11 protein-coding genes and 1 pseudogene are annotated in these 12,479 nt (G+C 67.0%); 10 read left to right on the top strand and 2 right to left on the bottom strand.

Going from position 1 to position 12,479, the window contains the following annotated elements; genetic code table 11:
• The first annotated feature begins 46 nt into the window (after positions 1-46).
• The 9 genes from recA (at position 47) to G3O06_RS29825 (ending at position 9,231) form a co-directional block, all read left to right on the top strand.
• A complete protein-coding gene (gene recA, locus G3O06_RS29865) occupies positions 47-1,120 on the top strand; it encodes a recombinase RecA (RefSeq protein ID WP_041492942.1) in 1,074 nt (357 codons plus the stop codon).
• A complete protein-coding gene (recX, locus tag G3O06_RS29860) occupies positions 1,120-1,989 on the top strand; it encodes a recombination regulator RecX (protein WP_174986043.1) in 870 nt (289 codons plus the stop codon). Before recA ends, recX begins: the two co-directional genes overlap by 1 nt.
• Before the next feature lie 146 nt (positions 1,990-2,135).
• Positions 2,136-2,744 carry a DUF2889 domain-containing protein gene (locus G3O06_RS29855; RefSeq protein WP_041492941.1) on the top strand — a complete coding sequence of 203 codons (609 nt, stop codon included), beginning with the start codon at positions 2,136-2,138 and terminating at the stop codon, positions 2,742-2,744.
• A gap of 68 nt (positions 2,745-2,812) precedes the next feature.
• The gene (gene sucC / locus G3O06_RS29850; RefSeq protein ID WP_132022571.1) at positions 2,813-3,979 is read left to right on the top strand and encodes an ADP-forming succinate--CoA ligase subunit beta; all 1,167 of its coding nucleotides are present in this window, start codon (positions 2,813-2,815) and stop codon (positions 3,977-3,979) included.
• A 69-nt stretch (positions 3,980-4,048) separates the two neighbouring features.
• Complete coding sequence (sucD, locus tag G3O06_RS29845; protein ID WP_006477916.1) at positions 4,049-4,930, top strand: succinate--CoA ligase subunit alpha; 882 nt, start codon at positions 4,049-4,051, stop codon at positions 4,928-4,930.
• Positions 4,931-5,086: 156 nt separating this feature from the next.
• Positions 5,087-5,791, top strand: coding sequence for a TerC family protein (locus G3O06_RS29840; protein WP_174997391.1), 705 nt, complete (start codon positions 5,087-5,089; stop codon positions 5,789-5,791).
• A 97-nt stretch (positions 5,792-5,888) separates the two neighbouring features.
• Positions 5,889-6,485, top strand: a complete 597-nt coding sequence (locus G3O06_RS29835; protein ID WP_174967564.1) for a pilin — start codon at positions 5,889-5,891, stop codon at positions 6,483-6,485.
• Positions 6,486-6,638: 153 nt separating this feature from the next.
• A complete protein-coding gene (locus G3O06_RS29830; RefSeq protein ID WP_205818374.1) occupies positions 6,639-8,417 on the top strand; it encodes a Wzy polymerase domain-containing protein in 1,779 nt (592 codons plus the stop codon).
• Positions 8,418-8,880: 463 nt separating this feature from the next.
• Positions 8,881-9,231, top strand: a complete 351-nt coding sequence (locus G3O06_RS29825; protein ID WP_089426248.1) for a TonB family protein — start codon at positions 8,881-8,883, stop codon at positions 9,229-9,231.
• A 121-nt stretch (positions 9,232-9,352) separates the two neighbouring features.
• Here G3O06_RS29825 and G3O06_RS29820 read toward each other — a convergent pair whose 3' ends face one another.
• Both G3O06_RS29820 and moaC read right to left on the bottom strand, forming a co-directional pair.
• On the bottom strand, positions 9,353-10,561 hold the full coding sequence (locus tag G3O06_RS29820) for a hypothetical protein (RefSeq protein ID WP_205818373.1): 1,209 nt from the start codon (positions 10,559-10,561) through the stop codon (positions 9,353-9,355).
• A gap of 91 nt (positions 10,562-10,652) precedes the next feature.
• The gene (gene moaC / locus G3O06_RS29815) at positions 10,653-11,141 is read right to left on the bottom strand and encodes a cyclic pyranopterin monophosphate synthase MoaC (RefSeq protein ID WP_175003868.1); all 489 of its coding nucleotides are present in this window, start codon (positions 11,139-11,141) and stop codon (positions 10,653-10,655) included.
• Positions 11,142-11,414: 273 nt separating this feature from the next.
• Between moaC and G3O06_RS29810 the strand changes: the two are divergent.
• Positions 11,415-12,359, top strand: a pseudogene (locus G3O06_RS29810) (M48 family metalloprotease); the annotation flags it as partial.
• Positions 12,360-12,479 lie beyond the last annotated feature (120 nt).

Genomic DNA, 12,479 nt, shown 5'->3' with positions numbered 1-12,479 from the left:
GGGCGCGCCTTTAACAGACGCTGCTCATCATAGCAAAGGACGATTCATGGAAGATAGCAAGAAGGGCTCCGGGATGACCGCCGAGAAGAGCAAGGCGCTGGCCGCCGCGCTTGCCCAGATCGAAAAGCAGTTCGGCAAGGGCTCGATCATGCGCATGGGCGACGGCGAGGCGACCGAGAACATCCAGGTCGTGTCCACGGGCTCGCTCGGTCTCGATATCGCGCTCGGCGTCGGCGGCCTGCCGCGCGGCCGGGTGGTCGAGATCTACGGTCCGGAATCGTCCGGTAAAACCACGCTCACGCTGCAGGTCATCGCCGAACTGCAGAAGATCGGCGGCACCGCAGCGTTCATCGACGCCGAGCACGCGCTCGACGTTCAATATGCTGCGAAGCTCGGCGTGAACGTGCCCGAGCTGCTGATCTCGCAGCCGGACACCGGCGAGCAGGCGCTTGAAATCACCGACGCGCTGGTGCGCTCGGGCTCGATCGACATGATCGTCATCGACTCGGTCGCGGCGCTCGTGCCGAAGGCCGAAATCGAAGGCGAGATGGGCGATTCGCTGCCGGGTCTGCAGGCCCGCCTGATGTCGCAGGCGCTGCGCAAGCTGACCGGCACGATCAAGCGCACGAACTGCCTCGTGATCTTCATCAACCAGATCCGGATGAAGATCGGCGTGATGTTCGGCAACCCGGAAACCACGACGGGCGGTAATGCGCTGAAGTTCTACTCGTCGGTGCGTCTCGACATCCGCCGGATCGGCTCGATCAAGAAGAACGACGAGGTGATCGGCAACGAAACCCGCGTGAAGGTCGTCAAGAACAAGGTGTCGCCGCCGTTCCGCGAAGCGATCTTCGACATCCTGTATGGCGAAGGCATTTCGCGTCAGGGCGAGATCATCGATCTCGGCGTGCAGGCGAAGATCGTCGACAAGGCGGGCGCCTGGTACAGCTACAACGGCGAGAAGATCGGCCAGGGCAAGGACAACGCGCGTGAATTCCTGCGCGAGAATCCGGAAATCGCACGCGAGATCGAGAACCGCATTCGCGAGTCGCTTGGCGTGGTCGCCATGCCCGATGGCGCAGGCCAGGACGAAGCCGAGGCGATGGACGAAGAAGAGTGATGGTCGGGCGCCGAGGTCAGGCTGGCGAACCGGAGGAGAGCGACGTGCCCGAAACGGCAGGTCGCTCCGGCCGGCGAGCCGGATCCTCGGGCGCCGATCGGCGGGGCGCGGGCAGCAATGCCGCGAACCGCACCGCGACGAGGGCATCCGACGATGCCCTCGTTTCGTTTGAGATTGCCGCACCGGACGATCCGTTCGACGACGATGAATCGTTCGACGCGCACGACCGCTCCCGCCGTCGTGTTTCCGGTGTCAGCTTCCCGGGCGATCGCGCAGCCGATGCATCGGCGCCGGCCAGGGAAGATGTCTATACGCGCAGCAGCCAGCATCCGCGCCGCACACGTCGCGCGTCGGGTGCTTCTTCCAGTGCTTCGTCAAGCGACGCGCCGGGCGCTACCGAGCGCAAGTCGTCGAAGCCTCAGCGATCGTTGAAGGGCCGCGCGCTCGGCTATCTATCCCGCCGCGAATACAGCCGCACGGAACTCGCGCGCAAGCTCGCGCCCTACGTCGGCGAAGACGAATCCGTCGACCCCGTACTCGATGCGCTGGAACAGGAAGGCTGGCTGTCCGATGCGCGCTTTGCCGAGAGTCTCGTGCATCGTCGCGCGTCGCGTGTGGGCGTCGCGCGCATCGTCAGCGAGCTGAAGCGTCATGCGGTGGGCGACACGCTCGTCGAGGAGGTGAATGCCCAGCTCCGCGAGACCGAATGGGCGCGTGCGCAGGCGGTCTGGCGCAAGAAATTCGGTGCACTGCCGCAAACGCCGGCAGAACGTGCGAAGCAGGCGCGCTTTCTCGCCGCACGCGGCTTCTCGAGCGCGACCATCGTGAAGTTGCTGAAGGTCGGCGACGATTTCCCGATCGACGACTGACCGCTCCGATCGCGCGCGTGGCGCGCGATTTTGCTGCAACGCAACCACTTCCGGACAGGCGGGAATACCCGCCGTCGCGTCAAACTGTCTCAAATACCCAATATGCTAAAATCCACGGGTTTTCCTCTTCGGCCTCAACCTCCAGCATGCCGCTATCCGAGCCCGTGCCCCGTCAGTTGCGACATCAACGCGCAATCCGAGCGGAAGCGTATGAGCGCGGCGACGGCTTGTGGGACATCGAAGCCTGCCTGACCGACCACAAGCCGCGCGATGTCGCGCTTGCGTCGGGCATCCGGCCCCAGGGCCTGCCGATCCACGAACTCTGGCTGCGCGTGACTATCGATCGTGACCTCAATGTCGTCGACGCCGAAGCGTCTTCGGAATGGGTTCCCTATCCCGGTCACTGTCAATCCGCCTCTCCCGCCTATCGGGCCCTGATCGGGCTCAATCTCTTCCGCAATTTCCGCCGCAATGCGAACCGGCTGCTTGCCGGCGTCGCAGGCTGCTCCCATCTCACCGAACTGTGCGCCGTGCTGCCGACGGCAGCGATCCAGGCGTTCGCCGGTGATGTGTGGAACGTGCGCGAAGAGGGGGGCGAAGGGCCGGATCATGGCGGCGTGCACGACGAAGCGCCTTTCCAGCTCGGCCGCTGCCGGGCATTGCGGTTCGACGGCGAGGTCGTGCGGCAGTACTACCCGCGCTGGTATGGCGCGAGCCGGCCGGACGTGCCCGGTGAAGGCAGCACGAAGGAATGAACGGAAATCATTCGAAGAAGCGTCTAAAGCGACTTTTCATTCAACTCTCAGACTGAAGGGAATCACGCATGAAGATTCACGAGTACCAGGGTAAGGAAATCCTGCGGAAATTCGGAGTCGCGGTACCGCGCGGCAAGCCGGCGTTCTCGGTTGACGAGGCCGTCAAGGTGGCAGAAGAGCTCGGCGGCCCGGTATGGGTCGTGAAGGCTCAGATTCACGCGGGTGGCCGTGGCAAGGGCGGCGGCGTGAAGGTGGCGAAGTCGATCGAGCAGGTTCGCGAATACGCGAACCAGATCCTCGGCATGCAGCTCGTCACGCACCAGACCGGCCCGGAAGGCCAGAAGGTCAATCGTCTGATGGTCGAAGAAGGCGCCGACATCAAGCAGGAACTGTATGTCAGCCTCGTCGTCGATCGCGTGACGCAAAAGATCGTTCTGATGGGTTCGAGCGAAGGCGGCATGGACATCGAAGAAGTTGCCGAAAAGCACCCGGAACTGATCCACAAGGTCATCGTCGAGCCGTCGACGGGCCTGCTCGACGCGCAAGCCGACGACCTCGCCGCGAAGATCGGCGTGCCGGCTGCATCGATTCCGCAAGCACGCGCGATCCTGCAAGGCCTGTACAAGGCATTCTGGGAAACCGACGCATCGCTGGCTGAAATCAACCCGCTGAACGTCTCCGGCGACGGCAAGGTCATCGCACTCGACGCGAAGTTCAACTTCGACTCGAACGCGCTGTTCCGCCACCCGGAAATCGTCGCTTACCGCGACCTGGACGAAGAAGATCCGGCTGAAATCGAAGCGTCGAAGTTCGACCTCGCGTACATCTCGCTCGACGGCAACATCGGCTGTCTCGTGAACGGCGCAGGCCTGGCGATGGCGACGATGGACACCATCAAGCTGTTCGGCGGCGAGCCGGCGAACTTCCTGGACGTCGGCGGTGGCGCGACGACCGAGAAGGTCACGGAAGCGTTCAAGCTGATGCTGAAGAACCCGGATCTGAAGGCGATCCTCGTGAACATCTTCGGCGGCATCATGCGCTGCGACGTGATCGCGGAAGGCGTGATCGCCGGTTCGAAGGCCGTGAACCTGAACGTGCCGCTCGTCGTGCGCATGAAGGGCACGAACGAGGACCTCGGCAAGAAGATGCTGGCCGATTCGGGCCTGCCGATCATCTCGGCGGACAGCATGGAAGAAGCTGCGCAGAAGGTCGTCGCGGCTGCCGCAGGCAAGTAAGCGCGCGCTAATGAACACGCATGGCGGCGCGGTTCGTTCGCGACGCCAATCGAACAGAGGTCAAAATACATGTCGATTCTGATCAACAAGGACACGAAGGTCATCACGCAGGGCATTACCGGCAAAACCGGTCAGTTCCATACGCGCGCCTGCCGTGAGTACGCAAACGGCCGCGAAGCATTCGTCGCGGGCGTGAACCCGAAGAAGGCCGGCGAAGACTTCGAAGGCATTCCGATCTACGCAAGCGTCAAGGAAGCGAAGGCAGAAACCGGCGCGACCGTGTCGGTCATCTACGTTCCGCCGGCAGGCGCAGCGGCTGCGATCTGGGAAGCGGTCGAAGCCGATCTGGATCTCGCGATCTGCATCACGGAAGGCATCCCCGTCCGCGACATGATCGAAGTGAAGGACCGCATGCGCCGTGAAGGCCGCAAGACGCTGCTGCTCGGGCCGAACTGCCCGGGCACGATCACGCCGGACGAACTGAAGATCGGCATCATGCCGGGTCACATCCACCGCAAGGGCCGCATCGGCGTCGTGTCGCGTTCGGGCACGCTGACGTATGAAGCCGTTGCGCAGCTGACCGCACTCGGCCTCGGCCAGTCGTCGGCAGTCGGTATCGGCGGCGACCCGATCAACGGTCTGAAGCACATCGACGTGATGAAGATGTTCAACGACGATCCGGATACGGATGCGGTCGTGATGATCGGCGAAATCGGTGGTCCGGACGAAGCCAATGCGGCAGAGTGGATCAAGGACAACATGAAGAAGCCGGTCGTCGGCTTCATCGCTGGCGTCACGGCGCCTCCGGGCAAGCGCATGGGCCACGCCGGCGCGCTGATCTCGGGCGGTGCGGATACGGCCGAAGCGAAGCTGGAAATCATGGAAGCGTGCGGCATCACCGTCACGCGCAACCCGTCGGAAATGGGCCGTCTGCTGAAGAAGGCGCTGTAATATTTCCACCCGGGTTCGTCCTGCAAAAAACGCCGGCTTTGCCGGCGTTTTTTGTTATGCTCGCGCAATGAATTCGTAAGCACCGGGCATGCATCGCGCATGTGCCGGCGATGAACCGGGCCGCCCGCGGGCGGCCGCCGTCCTGCCCGTCACGCCATGCTCGAATTCCTGACGTCGCTCCACTGGGGCGCCGTATTCCAGATCGTCATCATCGATATCCTGCTCGGCGGCGACAACGCGGTCGTGATCGCGCTCGCCTGCCGCAACCTGCCCGCGAACCAGCGCCTGCGCGGTGTCGTGTGGGGCACCGCCGGCGCGATCCTGCTGCGCGTCGCGCTGATCACGTTCGCGGTCGCGCTGCTCGACGTGCCGTTCCTGAAGCTCGGCGGCGGGTTGCTGCTGCTGTGGATCGGCATCAAGCTGATGGCGCCGGCCAGCGACGCGCACGACGACATCAAGCCGGCCAGCCGGCTATGGGACGCGGTGAAGACGATCGTGATCGCCGATGCGGTGATGAGCCTCGACAACGTGATCGCGATCGCCGGCGCGGCCGAGCAGGCCGACCCGTCGCACCGGATCCCGCTCGTGATCTTCGGGCTCCTCGTCAGCGTGCCGATCATCGTGTGGGGCAGCACGCTGGTGCTGAAGCTGCTCGACCGTTTCCCGATTGTCGTGGCACTTGGCGCCGGGCTGCTCGGCTGGATCGCGGGCGGGCTGATCGTGAACGACCCGGTCGGCGATCGCTGGCCGGTGCTCGATACGCCGGCGGCGCTCTACGGCGCGAGCATCGCGGGCGCGCTGTTCGTCGTGGCGATCGGTTACACGCTCAGGAAGCGCCGCGACGTGCCGCACGCGCACTGACATTGGCCGTCCGGCCGACTGCCGGATTCACGGCCCGCTGGCTACGATCGAGACGCCTGCCTTTATCGGCAGGCGTTTTTCGTTTCCGGAGCCTGCCATGTTCGAAGCCTTTTCCGTTTCCCTGTTCCGTCGCGTTGCCGCCGATCTGCGGCGCGCGAACCGGCCGTCGCCGCGCTGGCGGCCGGCCGGCTTCACGCTGATCGAACTGATGATCGTGCTGGCGATCGTCGGCGTGATCGCGGCCTATGCGATTCCCGCGTACCAGGATTACCTCGCGCGCTCTCGCGTCGGCGAGGGGCTCGCGCTTGCGTCGTCCGCGCGGCTTGCCGTGGCCGACAACGCCGCGAGCGGCGCGAGCCTCGACGGCGGATACAGCCCGCCGGCCGCGACCCGCAACGTCGAATCCGTCGCGATCGACGGCGAGACCGGCCAGATCACGGTCGCCTTCACCACCCGCGTCACCACGGCCGGCGCCAATACGCTGGTGCTCGTACCGTCCGCGCCGGACAAGGCCGACGCGCCCACCGCACGCGTGCCGCTCAAAAAGGGCGCGATGCAGGCCGGTGCGATCGCATGGGAGTGCTTCGCGGCCGGCAAGGATGCGTCGTCGCTGCCGGCACCGGGGGCCGGGCCGTTGCCGGGTGACGCCGCGACGCTGCCTGCGAAATATGCCCCGGCGGAGTGCCGCGCGTAGTGCCGGCGGCGGAGCAGGGCGGTGCGGGCAGCATGCCGGCCGCCGATTCAGCCGGCCGGGGCGGCCGCCCCGTGTCGGGTCGCCGCGCGAAGGCCCCGCACAGAGGAGGCAAAGTTTTGTATAGTGCGCCGGTTGCTGACATCCGGTTCGCTCATGCCTTCTACTTTTTCCCGTTCGTTGCCGCTCGTTGCGCTGGCTGTCGCCCTGATCGTGCCGTACGCGATCACGAATCACACGTATCCGATCCCGACTTTCTATTCCGAGTTTTCCGCGCTGGTGCTGTATCTGCTGGTGGGGGTGTCCGTCGTGCTGCTCGCGCGCACCGGTCGCCCGGCCGAGCCGTTTGCCGCGCCGGTCGCGTTCGTCGCGCCGCTCGGGTTCGCCGTGGTGCTCATCGCGCAGGTCGCGCTGATCGCGCTCAAGGTGCCGTCGATGAACTGGCTGGCGGTCGGCTATCTCGCCGCCGCGCTGGTCGCGATGCAGGCCGGCTATGCGCTCGCGCGCGAAGGGCTGGCCGAGGCCGTGTCGCGGATGATGGCCGGCGCGCTGCTCGTCGGCGGCGTGTTCGCCGTCGGAACCCAGATCGTGCAGTTGTTCCACCTCGAGTCGGCGCTGTCGCCGTTCGTCGTGATGTACAACGTCGCGGTCGATCGCCGCCCGTACGGCAACATGGCGCAGGCGAACCATCTGGCCAGCTACATCGCGTTCGCGCTCGCGGGCGCGCTGTATCTCGTGCAGACGCGCCGGCTCGCGGTCTGGGCGTGGTTCGTGCTGTCGATCGGGCTGTCGGTCGGTCTTGCGCTGACGGTGTCGCGCGGGCCGTGGCTGCAGGTCGCGGTGATGGTCGTCGCGGGCTTCTGGATGGCGTGGCTCGAATCGCGCCGCGCGCCGGGCAATGCGCGCGCGTGGCTGATCCCGGTCGTGCTCGCGGTGGCGTTCATCGCGGTGAACGTCGCGGTGCGCTGGGCCAACGTGCACTATCACCTGAATCTCGCGGAATCCGCGGCCGACCGGATGCGCGACGCAGGGCAGATCGCGCCGCGCCTCGCGCTGTGGAAGTACGGGCTCGCGATGTTCCGCGAGCATCCGCTGCTCGGTGTCGGCTGGGGCGAGTTCCCGTCGCACCAGTTCGCGCTCGTGCGCGCGCTCGGCGGCGTCGAGATCGCGAACAACTCGCACGACATCTTCATCGACCTGCTCGCGAAGTCCGGCCTCGTCGGTCTGGGTGTGCTCGTCGTCGCGCTCGTGACGTGGTTCGTGCGTGCGGTGCGCGCGCCGCAGTCGAGCATGCGCGTGTTCGGCTTCGCACTGATCGGCATCCTGCTGATGCATGCGCTGGTCGAGTATCCGCAGCAGTACATGTTCTTCCTGCTGCCGGCGATGTTCGCGATCGGGCTGCTCGAAGTGAAGCCGCTGCGCATCCTGCCGGGGCGCGCGGCATTCGGGCTGTTCGCGGTGCTGTCGGTCGGCGGCGTGCTGGCGGCGGTGCCGGTGCTGCGCGACTACCAGCGCGCGGAAGTGCTGTATTACGGCAGCGATCCGGCCGCGCAATACCGCGATGCGCCGTCGCTGCTGTTCGGCGCGTGGGGCGCGTACGGTGCGGCCACGCTGCTCCCGATTTCGGCGGACGACCTGCCGGCCAAGCTCGCCGCGCATGAACGCGCGATCGCGCTGCTGCCCGGCGAGACGGTGCTGCGCCGCTATGCGGCGCTGCAGGCGCTGGCCGGCCGCGAAGCCGATGCGCTCGACACCGTCGCGCGCCTGCACGTGTTTGCGAAGGAGTTGAAGGACTGGCCGCAGCAACTGGCTGCGCTGTACAAGCTGTGCGATCAGCAGCCGGCGCTGAAGACGTTCAAGGCGGCAGTCGTCGCGAAATACGGCGAAGTGCCGGCCGATGCGGCCGACGACGAAGACGACGACGATTCGGATTGATGCGTGCAGCGCCTGCCGGAACGAGGAATTCCGGCAGGTGCCGCGCCGTGAGGAAACCGCGGCGCGCGTCGGGCGCGACAGCCCGGCGCGAACCCGGCCAATCGTGCGAATTCGGCCGCGTATCGATTACCTCGCGGATTGCGCGGATTCCGGCTGAAGGCCGGGAGATTCGCGTCAACCATTGTCAAATCGCGGCCGCACGCCAGGCCGCGCGTGCACAATGCGCGAAAGCGCTTGCGTACCGGCCCGCATCGGGATTGGGCCGGCGCGCACAGCGGCGGAACCCGGCCACCCGGGAAGTCCGCCACGCAGGATCGCGGCCGAGCATCGATCGGCCGTGCGGCCGTAACGGGGCGCCGGTCCGATGGCCGCGGCGCAGTGTGACGCATGCGATGCGGCCGGGCTAGGTTTTCCGGTGCGCGGCGCGAGCGTCCGGAACCGTGATGAAGAACGATATTCGACCATGGCTATTCGCTCGACCTACCTGATCCTGCCCGCCGTCGCGATGCTGTTTTCCGGCTGCGCGATGCTGTCGTCGTCGCAGGAAAGCAAGCTGACCTGTCACATTCCACGCGCCGTCTATCCGGACACCGCGAAGCCGCTCACGCGCCCGGCGACCGTGCTCGTGCGCGCGCTGATGACGACGTCCGGCGAAGCGCAGAACGTCACCGTGACGACGAGCAGCCGCAATGCGGCGGCCGATCGCGCGGCCGTCGACGCGATGACGCACGCGACCTGCGTGCAGACGGGCGCGACCGCGAACCCGTTCCTGTTGACCCAACCGTTCGTGTTCGAGCCGCAGCGCGGCCAGTGATGCGCGGGCGGCGCGGCCCGCACACGGGTTGCCGTCCGGTTTCGTTTCCTGCCGGCCGCTTCGTCGTGCATGGCCGTTGACAGTCGATGCGCGCGGCCGTCGGATCGCGCGCACCCGACGTTCAGTGCCGCGGCATCAGGTTCGCGCCGCGGCACGCTGGCTCGGCCGCCGTGCCGAGCCCGAGCAGCGTGAACCCGTTGCGTTCCTGGCGAATCAACGCATAGTGTCGCGCGACTGTTTCCCCGGTGTTGCCCGTCAGGTCGAGTTCGACTTGAAAGCGGTCCTTGCTGTCCGAGCAGCCACGCACCGGGCCGTATTCGAACCCGGTATCGGGCGCCTTGCTGGCCTTGTCGAACGCCTGCCGGCCTTTCAGCGCGGCCGCTGCGGCGGCGGGCTCGCTCCATGCGCGCGCCAGCGCATCGTCCGCCTTCAGCCACTCGTCGACGAAGTCGCGGCCGTTGACCGCCACGGGCTGTACGCGCTGCACGGTGTCGCCGTCGACGCGGTAGCGGAAGATGCCCGGCCGCGTCATCACTTCGCTGTCTTTCGAGCCGACCGTCGTGCGTAGCTCGAAGCCGTCGGGGCGCACCTTGAGCCGGATCGCGTTGTCGTCGAGCACGTAGCCGTGCTCCGTATGGAACAGCGTGCGTTGCGCGGTCGCGCCGTTGGCCGGCGCGACCACGTCCGCCGCGAACCGGCTCCAGCGCGACGAGCACCACGGTGTGCCGTGGACGACCGCGACCTGTCCGCCGGGCAGCGCCGAGAACCAGAAGCCGCCGCCGTACGCGCCGCCGATGTCCTGGTAATCGTCGGCCTGCCAGCGCAGCACGCGTCGCCAGCCGCTGTTTTCCCATGCGTAAGCGGTCAGCAGGTTGTCGTCGCCGCACGCGATGTCGAAGCCGGCGCGCACGAACAGCAACGGGCGAGACGTGTCGCTGCGTTCCACCTCGACCTCCGGATTGCGGCCGAATGCCGATTCGCCGTTTTTCGGCTGGGCGGACCGGGCCGGCACGCCGAGCGAGGCCGCGAGCGTGCGTTTCAGTGCGGCCGGGTCGACCTGCTCGTCGCTGCACGCGAGCCGCGCATCGATCGCGCCGACGAGCGCCTGCTTGTACGCATGAAGCGCGTCGCGCAGCGGCGGCGAAACATCGACATTGCCGCCGCCGTCACCTTGCGGATTGCGGACCTGCTGGACGCGGTGCTGGGCATCGATGGCCGCGCGCGCGGCGGTGTCGGCGGCGGGGCAGGTGCCGGCGGCCGATGCGGCGGCCGGCAACAGGGCGAGCGCGCACAGCAGCGGCGCGCCGTATTTCAGCGTGGGGTTCTTCACTTGTGCTGTGTTCTTCTGGTTTTTTTTCGTTCGAACGGGGCATCGCTACGGCCGACGATGCCTCGTGAATGGCTGCTGTTGCCGCGGGCGCTCAACCCGCCGCGTCGTCCGCCTTCCAGTCCCCGGACTTCCCGCCGCGTTTCTCACGCACGCTCACATCGGTGATCACCATTCCGCGATCGACCGCCTTGCACATGTCGTAGACGGTCAGCAGCCCGACCTGTACGGCGGTCAGCGCTTCCATCTCGACGCCGGTCCGGCCGAACGTCTCGACCTGCACGACGCAGTGCACGGCCGGCTGCGCGTCGTCGAGTTCGAAGTCGACGGCCACGCGCGTCAGCGCGAGCGGATGGCACAGCGGGATGAGGTCCGCCGTGCGCTTGGCGCCCTGGATGGCCGCGATGCGCGCGACGCCGAGCACGTCGCCTTTCTTGGCCTTGCCGTCGCGGATCAGCGCGAACGTGGCCGGCAGCATCCGGATCGTGCCGCGCGCGATCGCGATGCGTTGGGTTTCCTGCTTGCCGCCGACGTCGACCATGTGTGCATGGCCTGCGGCATCGAAATGGGTGAGTCCTGACATGTCATGCTCCAGTGGAACGGCGTGCTCGCGCGAGCACGTCCGTCGATCTGCGTTGCGATCGAGCAGGGCGCTGAATCCAGTCCCTGCACCCCGATCCGATCCAACGTTTCAACGGGCGCCTATCATAGCAGTGGCATTCGCGGCGCCGGGTGCGCAGATGGCGTCCATGCCGCACGGGACAGTCGCGATGTCGCCGGTACAATGACCCGAATATTCAGACCAAACGCCGCGATGCGCGCCCGGCGCGCGGGACGGTGTCGCTTTCATCCTGCCATGCGTGTCAAACAGTTGCTTGCCGTGTCGCTGTCGGCTGCGCTCGCATTGCCGCCGAGCGGCCATGCGCAGAGTGTGTCCGCGCCGCCGCTCGAATCGGCGGCCGGCGGCGACCGGTCGATTTCCACCGTGCCGTCCGGCATCGCGGCCGGCGTATTCGGCACGTACGGCGGCGCGGAGAGCCGGTTTTCGGACGCGGGCGGCGCATCGGCGCCGGCCGCGAGCCTGCGCGCGCCGCTGCGCGCGCTCGAGCTGCCCGACCTGGGCGACGGCTCCGGCGGTTCGCTGACACCGCAGGCCGAGCGCCGGCTCGGCGAACGCGTGATGCGCGAAGTGCGGCGCGATCCCGACTATCTCGACGACTGGCTCGTGCGCGACTACCTGAACGCGATGGCGGCGCGGCTCGCGGCCGCGGCGGCCGCGCGCTTCATCGGCGGCTACACGCCGGACTTCGACCTGTTCCCGGTGCGCGATCCGCAGATCAACGCGTTCTCGATGCCGGGCGGCTTCATCGGGATCAACAGCGGGCTCGTCGTCACGACGCAGACGGAGTCGGAGCTCGCTTCGGTGGTCGGCCACGAGATGGGGCACGTGCTGCAGCGGCACATCGCGCGGATGATCGGTGCGAACGAGAAGACCGGCTACACGGCGCTCGCGACGATGCTGCTCGGCGTGCTGGCCGGCGTGCTCGCGAGAAGCGGCGACCTTGGCAGCGCGATCGCGGTGGGCGGGCAGGCGTACGCGGTGGACAACCAGCTGCGCTTCTCGCGCTCGGCCGAGCGCGAGGCCGATCGCGTCGGCTTCCAGTTGCTCGCGGGCGCGGGCTATGACCCGTACGGGATGCCGGGCTTCTTCGAGCGGCTCGACCGCGCGTCGATGGGCGATGCGGGCGTGCCGGCGTATGCGCGCACGCACCCGCTGACCGGCGAGCGGATCGCCGACATGATGATCGGGAGAACGTACTGCGCGCCGCTCGGTTGCCCCGCCCAGTTGTACCCCCACGGCGACTGGAACGACGGTTCGTTGCCGATGTACAGGTTGTTCGACGATTCGCCGCCGTTCAGG

It is taken from the genome of Burkholderia sp. Ac-20345, assembly GCF_017104825.1.
Lineage (GTDB): Bacteria > Pseudomonadota > Gammaproteobacteria > Burkholderiales > Burkholderiaceae > Burkholderia > Burkholderia lata_B.
This window is presented reverse-complemented; position numbering and strand designations above follow the sequence as displayed.

What these genes read in the sequence shown, in the direction of transcription:
- sucC (WP_132022571.1), top strand. Translation starts at nt 2,813, where the DNA reads ATGAAGATTCACGAGTACCAGGGTAAGGAAATCCTGCGGAAATTCGGA.
- recX (WP_174986043.1), top strand. Translation starts at nt 1,120, where the DNA reads ATGGTCGGGCGCCGAGGTCAGGCTGGCGAACCGGAGGAGAGCGACGTG.
- sucD (WP_006477916.1), top strand. Translation starts at nt 4,049, where the DNA reads ATGTCGATTCTGATCAACAAGGACACGAAGGTCATCACGCAGGGCATT.
- G3O06_RS29840 (WP_174997391.1), top strand. Translation starts at nt 5,087, where the DNA reads ATGCTCGAATTCCTGACGTCGCTCCACTGGGGCGCCGTATTCCAGATC.
- G3O06_RS29830 (WP_205818374.1), top strand. Translation starts at nt 6,639, where the DNA reads ATGCCTTCTACTTTTTCCCGTTCGTTGCCGCTCGTTGCGCTGGCTGTC.
- G3O06_RS29825 (WP_089426248.1), top strand. Translation starts at nt 8,881, where the DNA reads ATGGCTATTCGCTCGACCTACCTGATCCTGCCCGCCGTCGCGATGCTG.
- G3O06_RS29835 (WP_174967564.1), top strand. Translation starts at nt 5,889, where the DNA reads ATGTTCGAAGCCTTTTCCGTTTCCCTGTTCCGTCGCGTTGCCGCCGAT.
- G3O06_RS29855 (WP_041492941.1), top strand. Translation starts at nt 2,136, where the DNA reads ATGCCGCTATCCGAGCCCGTGCCCCGTCAGTTGCGACATCAACGCGCA.
- recA (WP_041492942.1), top strand. Translation starts at nt 47, where the DNA reads ATGGAAGATAGCAAGAAGGGCTCCGGGATGACCGCCGAGAAGAGCAAG.
- moaC (WP_175003868.1), bottom strand. Translation starts at nt 11,141, where the DNA reads ATGTCAGGACTCACCCATTTCGATGCCGCAGGCCATGCACACATGGTC.